19 protein-coding genes and 1 riboswitch are annotated in these 16,987 nt (G+C 40.0%); of the genes, 5 read left to right on the forward strand and 14 right to left on the reverse strand.

The features are described 5' to 3' along the window. Nucleotides 1–16 precede the first annotated feature (16 nt). Entirely contained in the window at nt 17–475 is a 459-nt protein-coding gene (locus M1E09_RS16660; RefSeq protein ID WP_456271961.1) for a helix-turn-helix transcriptional regulator, read from the reverse strand. A 518-nt stretch (nt 476–993) separates the two neighbouring features. Between M1E09_RS16660 and M1E09_RS16665 the strand changes: the two genes are divergently transcribed. Further along, nucleotides 994–1,473: a histidine kinase N-terminal domain-containing protein gene (locus M1E09_RS16665; protein ID WP_456271962.1), complete on the forward strand. Its 480-nt coding sequence runs from the start codon at nt 994–996 to the stop codon at nt 1,471–1,473. Nucleotides 1,474–1,478: 5 nt separating this feature from the next. Beyond that, nucleotides 1,479–2,108 (forward strand): ATP-binding protein, encoded by a 630-nt coding sequence (locus tag M1E09_RS16670; protein WP_456271963.1) that lies wholly within the window; start codon nt 1,479–1,481, stop codon nt 2,106–2,108. Between the two features lie 55 nt (nt 2,109–2,163). On the opposite strand, the gene M1E09_RS16675 is transcribed toward M1E09_RS16670, so the two are convergent. Next, nucleotides 2,164–2,841, reverse strand: coding sequence for a GNAT family N-acetyltransferase (locus M1E09_RS16675; RefSeq protein ID WP_456271964.1), 678 nt, complete (start codon nt 2,839–2,841; stop codon nt 2,164–2,166). 199 nt (nt 2,842–3,040) lie between these two features. Between M1E09_RS16675 and M1E09_RS16680 the strand changes: the two genes are divergently transcribed. Further along, a complete protein-coding gene (locus M1E09_RS16680; RefSeq protein WP_456271965.1) occupies nt 3,041–3,421 on the forward strand; it encodes a hypothetical protein in 381 nt (126 codons plus the stop codon). Between the two features lie 92 nt (nt 3,422–3,513). On the opposite strand, the gene splB is transcribed toward M1E09_RS16680, so the two are convergent. From splB to M1E09_RS16710, 6 genes are all read right to left on the reverse strand, one after another. Then, nucleotides 3,514–4,542 (reverse strand): spore photoproduct lyase, encoded by a 1,029-nt coding sequence (gene splB / locus M1E09_RS16685; RefSeq protein WP_456271966.1) that lies wholly within the window; start codon nt 4,540–4,542, stop codon nt 3,514–3,516. A gap of 11 nt (nt 4,543–4,553) precedes the next feature. Continuing rightward, complete coding sequence (locus tag M1E09_RS16690; protein WP_456271967.1) at nt 4,554–4,799, reverse strand: transcriptional regulator SplA domain-containing protein; 246 nt, start codon at nt 4,797–4,799, stop codon at nt 4,554–4,556. 191 nt (nt 4,800–4,990) lie between these two features. Beyond that, nucleotides 4,991–5,734, reverse strand: coding sequence for an ABC transporter ATP-binding protein (locus tag M1E09_RS16695; protein WP_456271968.1), 744 nt, complete (start codon nt 5,732–5,734; stop codon nt 4,991–4,993). After that, entirely contained in the window at nt 5,712–6,500 is a 789-nt protein-coding gene (locus tag M1E09_RS16700; RefSeq protein ID WP_456271969.1) for an ABC transporter permease, read from the reverse strand. Before M1E09_RS16700 ends, M1E09_RS16695 begins: the two co-directional genes overlap by 23 nt. Continuing rightward, nucleotides 6,497–6,787 carry a thiamine-binding protein gene (locus M1E09_RS16705; protein WP_456271970.1) on the reverse strand — a complete coding sequence of 97 codons (291 nt, stop codon included), beginning with the start codon at nt 6,785–6,787 and terminating at the stop codon, nt 6,497–6,499. The genes M1E09_RS16700 and M1E09_RS16705 overlap by 4 nt, the downstream gene beginning before the upstream one ends. A 14-nt stretch (nt 6,788–6,801) precedes the next feature. After that, the gene (locus M1E09_RS16710) at nt 6,802–7,812 is read right to left on the reverse strand and encodes an ABC transporter substrate-binding protein (protein ID WP_456271971.1); all 1,011 of its coding nucleotides are present in this window, start codon (nt 7,810–7,812) and stop codon (nt 6,802–6,804) included. Between the two features lie 128 nt (nt 7,813–7,940). Next, nucleotides 7,941–8,052: riboswitch (TPP riboswitch) on the reverse strand. A gap of 197 nt (nt 8,053–8,249) precedes the next feature. On the opposite strand from M1E09_RS16710, the gene M1E09_RS16715 reads away from it, so the two are divergent. After that, the gene (locus M1E09_RS16715; protein WP_456271972.1) at nt 8,250–9,152 is read left to right on the forward strand and encodes an aldo/keto reductase; all 903 of its coding nucleotides are present in this window, start codon (nt 8,250–8,252) and stop codon (nt 9,150–9,152) included. Between the two features lie 60 nt (nt 9,153–9,212). On the opposite strand, the gene M1E09_RS16720 is transcribed toward M1E09_RS16715, so the two are convergent. The 6 genes from M1E09_RS16720 to M1E09_RS16745 all read right to left on the reverse strand — a co-directional run bounded on the left by M1E09_RS16720 (nt 9,213) and on the right by M1E09_RS16745 (nt 15,432). Then, nucleotides 9,213–9,401 (reverse strand): Fur-regulated basic protein FbpA, encoded by a 189-nt coding sequence (locus M1E09_RS16720; protein ID WP_456271973.1) that lies wholly within the window; start codon nt 9,399–9,401, stop codon nt 9,213–9,215. Nucleotides 9,402–9,463: 62 nt separating this feature from the next. After that, nucleotides 9,464–10,717, reverse strand: a complete 1,254-nt coding sequence (locus M1E09_RS16725; RefSeq protein ID WP_456271974.1) for an ATP-binding protein — start codon at nt 10,715–10,717, stop codon at nt 9,464–9,466. A gap of 107 nt (nt 10,718–10,824) precedes the next feature. Further along, nucleotides 10,825–12,015 (reverse strand): hypothetical protein, encoded by a 1,191-nt coding sequence (locus tag M1E09_RS16730; RefSeq protein WP_456271975.1) that lies wholly within the window; start codon nt 12,013–12,015, stop codon nt 10,825–10,827. Nucleotides 12,016–12,174: 159 nt separating this feature from the next. After that, complete coding sequence (locus tag M1E09_RS16735; RefSeq protein WP_456271976.1) at nt 12,175–13,383, reverse strand: HD domain-containing phosphohydrolase; 1,209 nt, start codon at nt 13,381–13,383, stop codon at nt 12,175–12,177. A gap of 318 nt (nt 13,384–13,701) precedes the next feature. Further along, nucleotides 13,702–14,886: a chromate efflux transporter gene (chrA, locus tag M1E09_RS16740; RefSeq protein WP_456271977.1), complete on the reverse strand. Its 1,185-nt coding sequence runs from the start codon at nt 14,884–14,886 to the stop codon at nt 13,702–13,704. A 210-nt stretch (nt 14,887–15,096) separates the two neighbouring features. After that, nucleotides 15,097–15,432, reverse strand: coding sequence for a hypothetical protein (locus M1E09_RS16745; protein WP_456271978.1), 336 nt, complete (start codon nt 15,430–15,432; stop codon nt 15,097–15,099). Between the two features lie 180 nt (nt 15,433–15,612). On the opposite strand from M1E09_RS16745, the gene M1E09_RS16750 reads away from it, so the two are divergent. After that, nucleotides 15,613–16,980 (forward strand): TrkH family potassium uptake protein, encoded by a 1,368-nt coding sequence (locus M1E09_RS16750; RefSeq protein WP_456271979.1) that lies wholly within the window; start codon nt 15,613–15,615, stop codon nt 16,978–16,980. Nucleotides 16,981–16,987 lie beyond the last annotated feature (7 nt).

The raw sequence follows: 16,987 nt of genomic DNA on the forward strand, positions 1-16,987 counted from the left end.
TAGATACTATCACTTTTTATTCATGCAGCGCCAACAGTTCATTCATGCGCTTTTTTGCCTGTTGTTCATCGAAAGTACTGTAAATGCGATAGTAGTCCTCATCCAGAATCCGGTAATGGTGGCTGATTATATTCTGCTGAAGAATATAACCACCATCTTTGTTCACTTCCTTCCACCATACCTTTCCACCCATCGTCTTTTCTTTTCGGTAATCAACATCTTCCCTGGCTATAACCTCTACCACTTCAAGAGGTTCACCGCCCAAAGAGTTCACCAATGTCTCGCTATGGGGAAACAGGGCACAAACAGCAATCACTGTCGTCCAACTTGCCAGCATCCGCCCTTTCTCAATTTGCACCAGCGTCTTCTTTGAAATACCTATCACAGAAGCCATTCTATCCTGGGTATAACCAGCTTCAGTCCTTACAATCTTAAGCTTTTCAGAAACCAGTAATATTAGCTCTTCCTTTGTCATTGTTAACACCTTCCAGCTCATTCATAGTGTAATTTTACACCACCATTGACTATTTTTCCAATTTACTTTTATCATATAATATCTTTCTGAACCTATATTTCCTGCTTATGGCAATAATGGGCGATATAAAAGGCTTTATCCTTCTTTACTAATATCCAATTGAGGGAGGACTTAACCTCAAAGAGTTTACATTCAACATACGGCCATTAGAAAAGATATTGGTTGATTTACATTGCAGGACGCATTGCTCCAATCAACCAACCCTTTGTTAGTTGCGCAAAACTCTTATTCTCTAAAAAACTTTTTTCAGAATACAGCCTAGTCTAAAAGAAACCTTCCACATAATAGGATTTCACAACATTTTTTATAATAATGTGTTGTTTTTTCCAATTTACCCTATAAAAAGTCTTCCATTAAAGATATATTAGAAGTATACGATTTAATTTGAAACCATTATATAAAGATAGAAAGTCTATCCCTATCATTCTAAAAATAAATAAATCGTGATGAGAGGTGAAATGATGTCTCCTGTTAAACAAGAAGTAATCGACTTTTTTAACGATCATAAAGAGGAAATCATTGAAGGCTGGGTAAGTCAGCTTTCTCCTTCTGATATGAAATTCACCCAAAACCAAATTATTGAAAACGGCTTACAAGTATTTGATAAGTTCATTAAATGTTTTCTTATGACTCAATCAGAAATGGATCCCTATATCCAGTCTGAAGCTTATAAAGTTGCAAAACAGCGATTCGAGTCTGAAACAAACATCGGAGAATTTGTCTATAATTTGAACCTGGGCCGCTCGGAAGCCTTAAAATACTTGGATGGCTTAAGCAGCGATTGGGTAAATCTGCAAAAAACCATAAACAAAATCAACTACTTCTTCGATAAATTTACATACTATACTGTTTCTCACTATACCCATATGAAGGATGAGATCATAAAGGAAAAAAAGAATATATTGATTCTCACCATGAAGACAGACTATCATTACTAGGAAAAATGACGTCCAGTTTCGTACATGAATTCAGGAATCCCCTCACATCCATCAACGGATTCATTCAACTGTTAAGAGCTGAAAATCCTGATTTATCTTATCTGGATATCATTGCATCTGAATTAGATCAGCTTAATTTCAGAATTTCCCAATTTTTGCTGTTATCAAAGAAATCTACAGTCGGCAGGGAAAAAACAGCCTTTTTCCTAAATGAATTAATGGAAGAAGCTTTGGCCTTCCTCTATCCAAGAATTCTTGAAGTTAATGTATCCATACAAAAGAATCTTGAAGGGGACATGGAAATCAGGGGATGGAAGGAAGAATTCAGACAAGTCATCATAAATATTATCTTTAATGCCATTGATGTCTTGAGCTCCAGTTCCCGTCAGCCGACAATCTGGATAGAATCTAAGCAAGATGGGGATAAGTTCACTCTATGCATAAGCAATAATGGGGATAAAATTCCCGAAGAAATCCTGAGCAGCATCTTTGAGCCCTTCGTAACATCGAAAAAAGATGGTACAGGACTGGGACTGTTTATCTGCAAAGAAATAGTGGAAAAACATGATGGAAAATTAACTTGTAATTCTACTGAACAACGCACTTCTTTTACGATAATATTGCCAGCCGAATAAAAAAGGACTATCTTTGCGAGAATCCACTAGAAAGATAGCCTTTTTTTCATTTTTCTTAACGGGAATAAATTCGGATGGTATGAATTTGCGAGCAGCCGTTCTGAAGAAATATCTTCTTCATTGCCTGATTTCCCCCATCCGTCACCCCTATGTATGATTTGGCGTTTAAATCCAGTTTGAGAGTAGCTAAAGCGAATCTGTGCATGGATGCGGCCAGCCCCCTCCCTTGAAATTCAGGAACCACGCCAAAGAAAAACAAGCGCCCTTCCGCTCTTGTAAACGGCTCGATATGTGATAAAAAAACTCCTGCGTCTTCCCCTTCTATCACTGCGTTGTACATACAGAATTTTCCCAGTTCTATCTCCTCATGAAGAGCATTCAGCATTGTGCGGGCTTCCTTTTGGCTTCCGAGTATACTGCTCAGACTACTCAATGCCCTGCTCTCATTTTCAGGAATATAAGTAACTGGAGTATCAGGAAACTCAGTGATATCCCTTAAACTCCTTGCAAAAACATTCCTTTCCTTAACCATATGAAACCCCGTCTTCAGAAGATTTTCTACTAATCCTTCTCCCCCTTCCTGAATGGGCACTACTACACTCACTTTATTCTCATCTGGTAACCTTTCGAGGATGTCGAGCAATTCATGTACATCCCCAATGCGGATGCCAGTATCCAAATTCGCCCATTCAACTGTGGAATATCCTGATCCTTCGAGTAATTTCCAATTCATTTTACAACCGCCTGCCCTGCTAGTGGTTTTTGTGATTATATCGTAAAGCATAAGGAAGTAAATTCCAATAAATTTCTTTCAATTTGTGAGTATAACGAATTTGTAACGGGTATTGAATAATAACTTTATAAGAAAGGACTCCATAAGAATGACACAAAACGAAATATACTTTTTGTCTCCTAGTCACCAGAGAAGTCTTATGGCTGAGGGTTGGGCACAAAAGATGGATATTTTCGGGTGGGAATTCGACAGCGGAGGATGGTCTGACACCAAAAACAGTATTTTGAGTGTGGAAGCCATGAAAGAGCTTTGTATCGATATATCAGGAAAAGAAAAAAAGAAAGCTGATTCTCTTGAGTTAGACGAAGCTTCTGTCATTATTGCCATTCACGATTTTGAGGAAGATGAGGATATCAATATCCCTCACCACTGTGAGAAGAAAGTCGTCCATTGGAACCTTCCAAATCCAGAAAAGAGAGCAGATTCCCTTATAGAAGAGTGGGTCATTTATCAGGAAATCTGTGATTCCATTGCCATGAAGGTAAAAAATCTTAAAGACGTACTAACTACGATGACATAAAACACCACCTAGTCAGAAAGCTGGCCAGGTGGTTTTCTTTTTAACAAATCACTTTATCCCTTTAAAGCACTAAGAGGGCCAGGCCCCTTTAATCAAGTAAAGTATTCAAGTTTGGCGTCAGGGAAGAATTTCTCCATATATTCATATAGATTATCTTTGATATCCTGCTCTTCGTCTTTCTGGTAAATGTATTTGCCGATTCCATATTTCCCCCATTTATATCTCCTTTGATTCTCATCAAGTTCAAGCTTCGTCATTGGGTAATTCTTCTCGATCACCCGTTTGGCAGGTTTGGTAAAACGGTGCTGGATGAATTCAAAGGTAAGATCCTTTTTCGCATAATCCGGCAACTCATCATTCAATCGCTCAAACATGTGGTAGTATCCTTCCTCCCACCCTTCATGCAGATAAATGGGAGCGACGATAAATCCAAGCGGATATCCTGCCCTCGCCACCTTGCCAGCCGCTTCGATTCTTTTGGCGAGCGGAGAAGTCCCCGGCTCAAAATTCTTTATCACATAATCAGCATTGATACTGAAACGGAATCGTGTCTTTCCGTTATGCTTGGCATCCAGCAGGTGGTCGACATGATGAAACTTTGTGACGAATCGAAGTTTCCCGTGTTCAGATTCGCCAAAATGTTCAATTGCCCGTTTAAGAGTATGGGTAAGATGGTCAATCCCAACAATGTCAGAAGTACATGCTGCTTCAAATCTTGTAATTTCAGGTGCCCTTTCTTTCATATAGTTATCTGCCGCATCAAGAATTTCATCAACATTGACATATGTCCTTATGTACGGCTTGCTCCCCATCGTTGTTTGCAGATAGCAGTAATGGCAGTGCCCCATACAGCCCGTGGCAAACGGGATTGCATATTCTGCAGAGGGTTTTGATGTATCAAACTTTAACGTTTTCCGAACCCCTACTACCAAGGTGGATTTGGCGACCCGGTATTTTTGAAAGTGATTGTCCCCCGGCAGGTTGCGGACCTGATTATGAGAAGTCGTCTCGCGGATTTCAATATCCATCTTCTCGAATTTCTCTTTCAACTGCTTGCCAAGGGGGTATTCCAGTGCCCCTGGTTCAATATATACAAGTTGCGGTACAAACGGCTTTATCATCCTGCCACCGCCTATAATCCGCCAAAATAACTCGAATAAGCCTGCTCTGCCTGGTCAGCCGTCGAGTATACAGCAATTTCATCATTTAATGGGTAATAGGTCTCGTACAAAAATAAAGCAAGCTGTGAAGGGTCCTCCGGATCATGAACAACTGCAGCTTCCTGTACATTTGCTACACTCTGCGTATGGGGATTCCGATAAATCACATATACGATATCCCCCGCCCGATAAGGAGTCAACTCATTATTCAGCTCCATACATAACACCCTTTCCTTAAAACAGTATAAACTCATTTTCCCTCAGGGCCAGGTTTTTATATCTGGTTTTATTTGGGTGAAAGGCACGCCTGGAATTTTCAAACACCACAGTGACTGGTACAAATGAAGCAAAAAAAGCCTTCCCGTTTTGGAAAGGCTTTTAGGTTATATGGGAATCAATGATGCCATAGTCAGCTTTCATCATTGATTACCAGCTCGTTATAGATGGTTTTTTTACATTGAAGGAATTCTTCCGACAGCACAAGCTTCTCATCTCTCGGTCTGGAAAAAGGAACCTTGAACTCTTTCTTCACTGTGGCCGGTCTCTGAGACAGAACGATCAGTCGGTCAGATAAGAATAAAGCTTCTTCAATATTATGGGTGACAAATATGACGCTTCTCTTATTTTCCTCCCACATGGACAAAAGCCACTTTTGCATGTCCAGCCGGGTGAATTCATCCAGGGCTGAGAAAGGTTCGTCAAGGCAGATGATTGGCTGCGGACTGAGCAATGCCCGAATAAAGGCTACCCTCTGCTTCATTCCTCCCGATAACTCATGAGGATAGGACTTCTCGTAGCCTTCAAGACCGGCCCTCTGAATCATTTTACGGGCTCCCTCTTTATCTTTCTCTCCAGATAATTCCTGGCCAAGCAGTACATTATCTTCCACAGTCCTCCACGGTAAGAGGGAAGGCGCCTGAGGCATATAGCTGATATATCCTCTTTGGCCATTTATATTCTGCCCGTCTAATCTAATGCTTCCTTTTTCAGGAGAATACAGACCGCCAATGAGATGAAATAAAGTACTCTTTCCGCTTCCTGAAGGACCAAGAATGGATAGAAACTCTCCATCCCCGACTGAAAGGGAAAGATCATCCAATATCTGCTGGTGATCAAACGACTTATGCAAATTATCGATTTTGAGCTTTTCCATCCTTCTCTTCTCCTTTCGGCCTCCACTTAATCAGCCACTTTTCCAAACCGATAATGAGGGCAAAAAATAATAAACTCAACAGCATGATCGCAAAAATAGCGACAAAAACGCGGTCTGTCCTGAAGGAAGAAGAAGCAAGGGTCATGAATACACCAATTCCCTGCTTCGCCCCAAGCCATTCAGATATGACAGCCCCCATGACACTATAGGTCGCGGAAATTTTCAATCCAGAAAAAATGGATGGAAGAGAGTGCGGCCACTCAAGTTTCCGGAAGATCTGCATCTTGCTCGCACCAGCCATTTGCATATAGTGTTTCAGTTCACTGCCCGTCTGCCTGAATCCATCCAATGCTGCTACGGCAACCGGGAAAAAACATACAAGTGTAATGACGATCATTTTAGGAAGAAGACCGAATCCAAACCATACCACCAACAAGGGTGCCAGTACAATGATGGGAATGTTTTGGGACAAGATCAACAGTGGATAAACGGACTCCCTCAAAACCGGCACCAAGTGAAGTCCTACTGCTACTATAAGACCGATGCCGCACCCGATCAAAAAGCCCAAAACGGTTAAAAAGACAGTGGAAGTCAAGTGTTCCTGAAATGACGGCCAGACAGCAATTGCTTCTGTTCCGATACCTGTTGGAGAAGGGAGCAGCCATTTTGGTATGTCAGCGATCCTTGTACTTGCCTCCCATATAATGAACAAAAGGATGATGACCACGGTTGGCCGCCATCCTCTCTGAAGGAATCTGTTTATCATCGATATTTCTCCGTTAATTCTCCCATGGAAATCCCGCTTGGCTGATAAAGAATCTTCACTTGGGAGATCACATTCCTGCTTCCCATTTCAATCATTTTCTCATTCATTTTTTCAATGATTTTCATTAAGTCGCTTAAATTTCCTTCCATTGTTGTTTCAAGCGGGTGCACTTCATATTTAACCCCTGAATCCTCAATAATTGAAATCGCCGCATCAACATATGGAATGACATCTTCACCCTCTTTTGTTTTAGGTAATATTTGAATACTTACTAAACTGTTCTCCATCTTAAACCCACCTTTTACTCTGGCAAGAATTCGTTCGTGAATGCTTTTTCAGCGTCCAATTCTGATTCCAGAAGTTCATTTTCATACATCCAATTTGCGTAGTTTTCCCATACTGCCAGCTTCTGTTCTCCCCATCTTGGAGCATCATCTGTATATTTTGAGGCAAGCCATTCCTGGCTTTTCTTCACGAGGTCCGCATCCAGGTCAGGTGCCGCATCAATCAGAATCTGAGCAGCTTCCTCCGGATTTTCGATGGCAAAGTTATATCCTTTAGATGCAGCAGCAACAAACGCTTCAACCGTTTCAGGATTTTCAGCGATCATTTCTTCATTCGTCGTCAGTACAGGAGTATAATAATCCAGTTTCTCTGAGTAGTCTGTTAAATATATCATATTGATATCTTCATTTCTAAGCTCTGCTTCGATTCCTGTCCATCCATAATAGATCCAAGCAAAATCAATGTCCCTTTGAACGGCAGTAAAGAAATCACTGTCACCCATATTTACGAAATCAACTTTTTCGACATCGGCATTTTCCTGCTTCATGATGGAAGCCATGACAGCTTCTTCAACTGGTGATCCCCAGCCCCCGTAAGTCTTTCCTTCAAAGTCCTCAGGTGTTTCAATGTTCTTTTCGGCAGGAGAAGCAAATCCTGACGTGTTATGCTGGATAACAGCGGCAATCGATACAAGCGGGACATCCTGGACCCGAGCCTGTGTCACACCTTCCTGGTAACCAACCCCGAATTCAGCTTGTCCGGAAGCAACAATAGAGTCTGCTCCCGCTTCACCTGGCATAATGATTTCCACATCAAGACCTTGTTCTTCAAAGTAACCTTTTTCCTTCGCAACATACAGCCCCGTATGATTGGTGTTAGGTGTCCAGTCCAACACAACGGATACCTCTTCTAAAGTTTCCGTTTCCCCTCCGCCATCGTTTGCGTTGTCATTCTGTCCTGAATTATTTGTCTGTCCGCAGCCAGTAATCAGAACCGCTGAGAATAATGCTAATAAAGCTTTTTTCATTTTATTTTCCACCTTTATAAAGTAAAGATTTACGAGAGAATAGGGACGTTCCCTAATTTGATTGCAAGCTTTCTGACAATAAAAAAGCGCCTCGGGAAAGAACCCGGGACGCATATTGAAAACAGATGAACCGTTTAGAATATGTTCCCTACGCTGGCTTCAACCAGATCAGGTTCCAAGGGTCAGTATCTATCAAGGATACTATCTCAACCAGCTTCACTGGTCCCCCCACTATTCTCGCATATTTATTATTTTCCATTCTTTACTTTGACATAAACATCCCGGTATTTCAAGTATTTTAATGCTTTAAAGCATTAAGAGGGACTGTCCCTCTTTGCGCTTTAACGCGGTGAAGCGAGGTTGCAGGCCCTCTTGTTTTGATGTTGGGTATATACAGGTTATAATGAACCGAAGAATGTTGACGAGGAGGATCACAAATGGAAAGAATACATCTGGCAGAAGACCTTACATTCTCAAGGTTTGTCCACGGGCTCTGGCGCCTATCGGATTGGCAGCAATCCAAAGAAGAAACGTTAAGGTTGATCGAAGAAGTAATGGAAACCGGAATCACTACATTTGATCATGCAGACATTTATGGAAGCTATACATGTGAAGAATTATTCGGGAATGCCCTTTCCTTAAAACCTTCTTTACGCAAGAAAATGGAAATCGTCACTAAATGCGGCATTGTACTGCCTTCTAAGAACCGTCCCCAGCACAAAACACATCACTATAATACAAGTAAAGAACACATAATGAAGTCTGTGGAAAACTCACTCAAGAACTTAGGAACAGATTACATAGACGTCCTGTTGATTCACCGGCCGGACCCTTTCATGGACCCTGAGCAGACGGCAGAAGCTTTCAACCAGCTTCACAAAGAGGGGAAAATAAGATATTTTGGTGTATCAAACTTTAAGGATCACCAGTTCAGCATGCTTCAATCTTATCTGGATTTCCCACTGGTGACCAACCAAATTGAATTGTCACCATATGAACTTGAAAATTTTGAAGACGGCACGTTGAATCACGCTTTGCAAAATAGAATCCCGCCTATGGCATGGTCCCCATTAGCGGGAGGTAAAATTTTTGCAAGCGAGGATGAAAAATCAGTCCGCCTGCTGAACACCCTTGAAAAAATCAAAGAAGAAACAAATGCAGGGGGAATCGACCAGATTATTTTTGCATGGCTGCTTAACCATCCTGCACGAATTCTTCCTATCATCGGGTCCGGAAGAATTGAGAGAATCCAGACAGCTGTTGCTTCTCTTGATATCAAGCTGGATCATGACCAGTGGTTTGAGATCCTGCAAAGCTCTATGGGACATGACGTACCATAACCCAAAGGTGTCATCAACTCAAAAAGAATCCTGCCGAAATCGGCAGGATTCTTCCTTGTTTCAAGCTTCACTTAGATGATTTCCCATAACCTTGTTCAAAGAACCCTCTACATAATGTTCCAGATACTCTCTCTGCAGTTCATTCTTGCTCAGTTCATATAGTTGTTTGTCAGATATTTTATAAATTCCTATTCTTAATAATTGTTTAATATAGAAATCTTCTGTTGTTTTTGTATTTCTCTGATGCACGGTTTATCCCTCCGAGAAGAGTATACCCGCTTTTCTGCTTTTCTAACCTCTGACCATAAACTCTATGAAAAAGACTGAGTGACAGGTAAGACGATAGAAACGGTTGTACCTGTACCTTCCTTGCTTTCATAATGGATGGTGCCATTGTGTTCCTCGATGATCTTGAAGCTCACCATAAGCCCAAGACCGGTTCCATCTGACTTGGTTGTGTGGAATGGAGTTCCCAGCTGTTTAAGATTCTCCTCAGAAATTCCATCTCCTTCATCTCGAATCATAAGCTTAACGAGACTCGCTTCTTCAAGGCTTTCCGTTTTGATTGTTAGATTTCCGCCTGTTGGCATTGCTTCAATTCCATTTTTGATCAAATTGATCAACACCTGCTTGATATGCTTGGCATCACATTCAATTTGCGGAAGCCCTTCCTCGAGATCGCTTTCGAAATGAATCTCCTGATGGTTTGCGTCGTTCTCCATAACCTTTAGAGTATATTCAATAATATTGTTAAAGTCATGAGGCTCAACATCCATCCCTTTTGGCTTCCCGATAACCAAAAGATCATCCAGTAAGGAAGTGATTCTATCTATTTCTTTCGTCATTATATTGTAATACTCACTATCCTCCGGGTGCTTTTCATTCTGCAGCTGCGTAAACCCTTTAAGAGAGGCCAATGGATTTCTAACTTCATGGCTGATAGACGTCGCAAACTTTCCTACGGTTGCCAGCTTTTCAGTGTTGCGCAGTTCGTTACTTATTTCTATAGTAGCCTTTACGTACGAACTGAAACGCCTCAACAGTAAGAAAGCCAGTAAAGCAAATATAAACACTAACACGTAACCCAGAATAACCTGGACATTATTATAAACCCAAATATAAAGAAAAACATATTTAATAGTTGTTATTCCAAAGACAATATAAAAATATTTTTTATTAATGAAAATAGGGGCAAATAAAATAAAAAATATCTCGGCTATGTTTCCATTCCTTAATTCTAATGCACTCCCAAAGTGAAAGAGAAAGTTATTAAAAACTTCTGCAGAAGTATATGCTGCAAACAACAAATATTTACCATAATATGCCATACCCTTTTTAACCAATAGGATGACAACTGGAAGATAGGCCAGTATATAGATATAAAGAGCTATCCCTTCAGAAATGCCTTCCCATAAGGCAGGCCTCTCTCCACTTATGTAAGGAAGTAAATAGTAGTAAGCAAAATCATAAAAAATATATATTATAAAGAATAATGGGATAAACATTTTAAGAGCTTTAATTTCTTCTGTTTCCAGCATCTTAATATTCTTGGAGATAAACTCCATCAAACCAGCCTCCTGGACAACAACAAAATAACTTTTCATTACCGTTCAACTAAATTATAGTATACACGTTTTGGGTTGAATTTGTAGAAATTTGTAGAAATTTAGTTTTAACTCTTTTGTTGAAAGTTACTTTTTATACTTTTCATCCATGAGTATACAAGTACAATCGCTATAAAAATAATTTGTAGAATAACGGCTAAACCATCCCAGAATTTTAGAGTGCCAAATGGATACTGCAAAGAATGATAAGCTCTGTTAACTGTATAAATCAGCTGAGGTATAAGATAGCCGGCAAATATTATGAGTGAAATTATTGTTCCAGAAATAAATAGGAGGCTGTACCATTTGATAATCTTTTTTTCTTCATCAAGTTGCCCAGCTTTTTCTTTATTTACTAAAGCGAACTTCCTGCTTAAATAAGTGATAGAGTCTTCCATTAGGTTATAGCAACCTGTCATGTTTTGCAGCAAGTAATAGAAGTCCGTTTTCATATATAAACCACATTGAAATAAGAGCCTTAAGAATATATTAAGATTAATTAACGCTAATATATCTAAAAGTAAGGAATTATTTAGAGGCTGAATTAACAATGTTACAGTGAAACTGAAAAACAGGACTGTAATATCAAAGCAGACGCCAGCCAGGAATAGAGTATTCCTCTCACTTGAATTAAGCTTCCACCCTGCACTCATGTCAGTTTCCAATACAATGAAGAAAAGGCGGTGCCCAACTTCTATTCTGGTAGGAAGATCGAACGACCTTATAGCAAGGACATGCCCGGTTTCATGAACCAGAATTAATAAAAGGGAAATCACCATAAAAACAAAAATATTATAGAGCATTGTCTCAAAAATAAATATATCTTCATAACTAGGAAACAAAGATGGTTTAAAAGCTACAAAAATCATACTTACTAAAAAAATGAATATATAGAACCTCATACTAAACTTATTAAAAAAGAATTTTCCTAAATAGGGTGATACCCAAAAGAACATAAAAGGTTTAGATGCTTCGCTTTTCACTGTTATTTCTTCTTCATCAATCCGTCTAAGTAAATTTAACTCTTTCAAATCAATTATAAATTGAATTACATCTATACTTTCATCCGGATATTTTTGCTTCAGTATTTTTTCTGTTTCGTCTAAACTCTGCCCCCTCTCCAACAACTCTATTGCATCTATACAAACTACAGGCATCTCAAAAAATTCATTAGTCTGCTTGTTTTCCAATATGTAACTACTTTTATCTTTTCTAATAACAAATGGCTGCAGAAATACTTTACTCTCTCTAGTAAGCAATAGTGTCGCCCGCCTTTAAAGATTGTTTTATCATAACAAAAAGAACTCTATTAAATAAGGGATGCTGCACAAAAGCAAGCACCCCCATAACTCATATATTTTATCTAATAAATAAGCACCACCAGCAAGTTGTTTTCAAAGACTTTAGCTTTTTGATTTTCATAAATTCACCCCTTTTCTCAAAGAATTTAATTCTTGAGGTTCCTGAGCGCTAAATTCTGACTTGAACTTCTTGGCATGTTCAACCCATTCTGGATATACCTTCTTAAAAATATCTAATAGATCCGGATCAAATTGCGTCCCCCGGCCTTCAAGAATTCGATAGTGAGCTGATTCAACAGGCAGAGCTTCTCTATATGAACGGGTAGAGGTCATTGCATCGAAGGCATCGGCAATGGAGGTGATCCTGGCTGCTATTGGTATTTCTTCACCTTTCAACCCCTCGGGGTACCCTTTCCCATCCCACCGCTCATGATGGGATAAAATAATACTTAAGCTGTCATTAAACTTTTCTATTTTCTTAATTGCTTCAGCCCCAACCTTTGGGTGAGTCTTGATAATTTCGAATTCCTCCTTTGTGAGTCTGTCTGGCTTCATGAGGATTCGATCAGGAATATGTATCTTCCCTATATCGTGTAGTAAGCAAGCGTAATAAAAAGAATTAAGTTCTTCTTCAGAATAAATATTCAATCGCTTTGCAAGTGAAATCGAATAGAATGCGACTCTTTCGCTGTGGCCCTTTGTATATGGGTCTTTCAATTCTAAAGTAGCTATTATTCCTTTGACTATACCTTCCAATTGTTTATTGTAAGAAGATTTAATTGCTAATACATAGCCTAAAAACCTCTTTAATAAGATGTAAGCAATAGATGCAAGCACTAAAATTAATACGATAGGAAGTACCACCTCTGGGGAACTTGTAACAATCCCTACCGTTATATACTTGAGGAAAATAGATATTACTACAACAAAGAAAAACACTTCACTAACAAATATTGGAGAGAATAATAAAATAAACAATTCAGCGACGTTACCTACCGCATATGGCTGATCATTTCCCCAATATATACTGATGTCATTAATTAGAGTTAAAGAAATATAAAGGATCACGGCAAAATATTTAATTCTTCTAAGGTTGCGATCTTTATAAAAAAAGTATAGTGCCGGAATCAAGGTAAACATCAGCAAATAGAGGGCATATCCGAATCCTGAGGGAAAGCCAATTTCCCCGTCTGTATGGAATATAGGGCTGATAAAATAATAAATACCATCATAAATAATGGAAATCGACAAAAACAATATCAAAAACCATTTCAGTGTTCTCTTCTCTTCATAAATCAAAGTTGAATCTTTAATATTTTTTAACATGGCTGCCTCCGCTTGCTGTAAATAGTTCTCTAACATAGCATTTCGTTAATATTCGACGTTGTTAATTCTATAGCAAAAGTCCCATCAGGGAAATAGGTAATTTTGCATTATTCGAATATGAGTTCTTATGTATAGAAAACCCTTTACTAACCTTCTGAAATCCCAAATAATTCGCTGCCATTTTTTATCTTAAGCTGTCGTTTCTGCTATTTCTTATATCGGCAGAAAAGCTTTCATTCGCAGAGGACTAAAGTACTGTTATTTTCCCAGTAATAAAACGAAAAGCCCTTCTCAAAGAGAAAAGAGCTTTAGCATTTTTTATAAAAAGGAAACTGCATAACCAAGAATTGCTGTTATGATAACGACCGCCCAAGCTGGAACCTTCCAGAAATAAAGGATTCCAAATGAGATTAAAACTACAGCAAAATCGATCGGTTCCAAAACAGAACTCGTAAACACCGGATCATAGAGAGCTGCCAGAAGGATTCCAACTACTGCAGCATTCACTCCCATTAAAGCAGCTTGCACAGCAGGCTTTCTGCGGATTGCATTCCAAAAAGGCAGGGCACCGATGACTAACAGGAATGACGGCAGAAACATTGCAACAACCGCTATGATTGCCGCTTCCCAGCCTTCAATTGCTGCGCCGAGATAGCCTGAAAACGTAAACAGCGGTCCTGGAACTGCCTGAGCCGCCCCGTAGCCTGCAAGAAAGACTTCCTCACTGATCCATCCAGTCGGCACGACTTCACGTTCAATCATCGGAAGAACCACATGCCCACCACCGAATACGATTGCACCTACCCTGTAAAAAGTATCGAATAAGCTCAGATAAAACCCCGGAAAGAGCGCTCTCAATATTGGAAGGCCGGCAAGCAGCCCAAAGAATAATATCCATGCTGCCGCGCCTGCTTTTTTACTGATCCTGACAGGAAGATCAGGGACCGGAATCACTTTTGCTTTTCTATATAATAAATATCCTGCGATTCCCGCACCGATAATAATCAAGATCTGTCCAATTGCCGTGGGGAATAACAGTGTCAGGACTGCAGCCAGTAATGCCAAGGTGATTCTCTGTCTATCCGGGGTTAACTTTTGCCCCATTCCGATGACGGCGTGCGCCACTACCGCAACGGCGACAAGCTTTAATCCATGGATCCATCCTGAATCCACCACATCTGTCCCCAAAAGAAAATAGGCAAACAGAATTAAAGCAATCACAGATGGCATTGTAAAACCGAACCAGGAAACAATGCCGCCAGCAATGCCCCCTCTGACGATTCCAATTGAAATACCTACCTGGCTGCTGGCAGGTCCGGGCAGAAATTGACAGAGTGCAATTAAGTCCGCATAGCTCTTTTCATCCAGCCATTTCCTCTTTTTCACATACTCTTCCCTGAAGTATCCCAGGTGGGCTGCCGGTCCCCCAAACGATGTTAAACCGAGCCGGGTGGAAACCAGCAGGATTTCAATTAATGTCCTGATGCCTGTTTTGTTGTTCATCCGTGACCTCCATCTGATATATTTGAGTCTTATTCTATCGAAATTCAGGTTTAAAGTGAACATAGGAATGAGCAATCATAATTAACGGAATCTTTCAATAATGTTTGTTGTTATAAGGATTGGATATGTTGGTTTGGCTTCTTCTTATAGAAATAGTCTATCCAATACGCCCCACATACAAAAAAAAGGCCCATGAGGCCTTTTTGCCTGCTACTCGGCAAGCTTTTCTTCTACATCACTATTTCGTTTCATCAACAGGTCTATTGCCAGCCAAAAGAAAACGGACACTAAAGCATAGATCCCGATTGAGTAGTAGATATCTACTGTTTTCCAGTCAAGCTTCGGGATGAACATCCCCAGTATGCCGGTGAAAATATAATAAGCCCCGATTAGGTGGAAGAATAATCTTTCCGTAGTCAAATTTCTTCTCTCCATATAGCCTTTGCCCGCTTTACCAAAGAATATAGCTATTCCCCTGATGATAAAATAAACGGAAAAAGCAATAATAATAGCAACTATTGTATTATTATTGAAAACGTTCGCCATATTGATACTCCTTTCAAACATACACCATTCTTTTATCTTTAAAATTGTACCACAAGAATCCCTCTTTTGAGTAGGGAGTATATTCCAATGAGGATATTCTTATTTCATTCTTTATTGATGTTCCTCCGCATGTCATATGGTATAGTGATAAATAGCCATTATCCTTAAAGGAGTTTACTAATGATTTTCAATATATCCAACTTCAAAGATAAAATTGACAGATTATCGCCTGCCCAGATCATTGTTGTTTTCTACTGTCTGGCTGTAGGGATTTCCATTCTGTTGCTAAGTCTCCCGATCACTATCAATCCGGGGGTCGAATGGTCCTTCCTGGATATTATGTTCACAGCAGTCAGTGCCATCAGTGTCACTGGCCTGACCGTTGTCAATACAGCAGAGACTTTCAGTAATGCCGGAGTATTCATCCTCATGTTCATCCTGCAAATCGGCGGAATTGGGATTATGACATTGGGTACGTTTTTGTGGCTTATTCTGGGTAAAAAAATCGGACTGAAAGAACGGCGCCTTATCATGACTGACCAAAATCAATCCAATTTGTCAGGACTGGTCAATCTGATGAGACAGATACTCTCTATCATCCTCCTCATTGAGGTAATAGGCGCCCTCATTTTAGGTACATATTTCTTGGGATACTTTCCAACCTGGCAGGAAGCCTATTTACAAGGTTTATTTGCGAGCGTCAGTGCCACTACCAATGGCGGATTCGATATCACAGGGCAGTCCCTCATCCCCTATGCGCATGATTATTTCGTTCAATGTGTAAATATCATATTAATTACACTAGGAGCTATCGGGTTCCCGGTTTTAATTGAATTGAAGGATTTTCTCTTGAATAAGAATGATAAACGGGTGAGGTTTCATTTTTCACTTTATACCAAAATAACCACGGTTACGTTCTTTTCTTTAATGGCAGCGGGAACCATCCTGATTCTTGTCTTGGAATTCAATCACACATTCGCCGGACTTTCCTGGCACAAATCGTTTTTCTATGCTTTTTTCCAATCAACCAGTACCCGGAGCGGTGGATTGGCGACAATCGACGTCAGCCAGTTTACAGAACCGACCCTTATCATCATCAGCATGTTAATGTTCATTGGTGCTTCACCAAGTTCAGTGGGCGGCGGGATTCGGACGACGACTTTTGCTATCAACATTCTGTTTCTTATCAACTTTGCAAGAGGACGTTCTACAATTAAAGTGTTCCGCAGGGAGCTTGATCAAACAGACGTTATGAAATCTCTTGCTGTTACACTAATGGCTGCACTGCTATGTTCAACATCGGTGATCATACTCTCTATCACGGAACCGTTCTCCACGACTGAGATACTTTTTGAAGTATGCTCCGCTTTCGGTACAACTGGTCTTTCGATGGGAATCACGCCTAACCTGAGTTCCATAGGAAAAATCATCATTATGGCACTGATGTTCATAGGAAGGATCGGACTGCTTACTTTCCTTGTCATCTTGGGTATTAAGCAAAAAGAAACTCACTTCCATTATCCGAAAGAAAGGGTTATTATCGGATAAATAAAAG

The organism is Bacillus sp. AK031, assembly GCF_053903065.1.

Excerpts from the sequence above, each read along its gene's own strand:
- splB (WP_456271966.1), bottom strand. The coding sequence starts at position 4,542 with ATGATAAAGCCGTTTGTACCGCAACTTGTATATATTGAACCAGGGGCA.
- M1E09_RS16750 (WP_456271979.1), top strand. The coding sequence starts at position 15,613 with ATGATTTTCAATATATCCAACTTCAAAGATAAAATTGACAGATTATCG.
- M1E09_RS16710 (WP_456271971.1), bottom strand. The coding sequence starts at position 7,812 with ATGAAAAAAGCTTTATTAGCATTATTCTCAGCGGTTCTGATTACTGGC.
- M1E09_RS16735 (WP_456271976.1), bottom strand. The coding sequence starts at position 13,383 with ATGTTAAAAAATATTAAAGATTCAACTTTGATTTATGAAGAGAAGAGA.
- M1E09_RS16700 (WP_456271969.1), bottom strand. The coding sequence starts at position 6,500 with ATGATAAACAGATTCCTTCAGAGAGGATGGCGGCCAACCGTGGTCATC.
- M1E09_RS16745 (WP_456271978.1), bottom strand. The coding sequence starts at position 15,432 with ATGGCGAACGTTTTCAATAATAATACAATAGTTGCTATTATTATTGCT.
- M1E09_RS16715 (WP_456271972.1), top strand. The coding sequence starts at position 8,250 with ATGGAAAGAATACATCTGGCAGAAGACCTTACATTCTCAAGGTTTGTC.
- M1E09_RS16705 (WP_456271970.1), bottom strand. The coding sequence starts at position 6,787 with ATGGAGAACAGTTTAGTAAGTATTCAAATATTACCTAAAACAAAAGAG.
- M1E09_RS16695 (WP_456271968.1), bottom strand. The coding sequence starts at position 5,734 with ATGGAAAAGCTCAAAATCGATAATTTGCATAAGTCGTTTGATCACCAG.
- M1E09_RS16675 (WP_456271964.1), bottom strand. The coding sequence starts at position 2,841 with ATGAATTGGAAATTACTCGAAGGATCAGGATATTCCACAGTTGAATGG.
- M1E09_RS16660 (WP_456271961.1), bottom strand. The coding sequence starts at position 475 with ATGACAAAGGAAGAGCTAATATTACTGGTTTCTGAAAAGCTTAAGATT.
- M1E09_RS16670 (WP_456271963.1), top strand. The coding sequence starts at position 1,479 with ATGACGTCCAGTTTCGTACATGAATTCAGGAATCCCCTCACATCCATC.
- chrA (WP_456271977.1), bottom strand. The coding sequence starts at position 14,886 with ATGAACAACAAAACAGGCATCAGGACATTAATTGAAATCCTGCTGGTT.
- M1E09_RS16680 (WP_456271965.1), top strand. The coding sequence starts at position 3,041 with ATGGCTGAGGGTTGGGCACAAAAGATGGATATTTTCGGGTGGGAATTC.
- M1E09_RS16725 (WP_456271974.1), bottom strand. The coding sequence starts at position 10,717 with ATGGAGTTTATCTCCAAGAATATTAAGATGCTGGAAACAGAAGAAATT.
- M1E09_RS16665 (WP_456271962.1), top strand. The coding sequence starts at position 994 with ATGATGTCTCCTGTTAAACAAGAAGTAATCGACTTTTTTAACGATCAT.
- M1E09_RS16690 (WP_456271967.1), bottom strand. The coding sequence starts at position 4,799 with ATGGAGCTGAATAATGAGTTGACTCCTTATCGGGCGGGGGATATCGTA.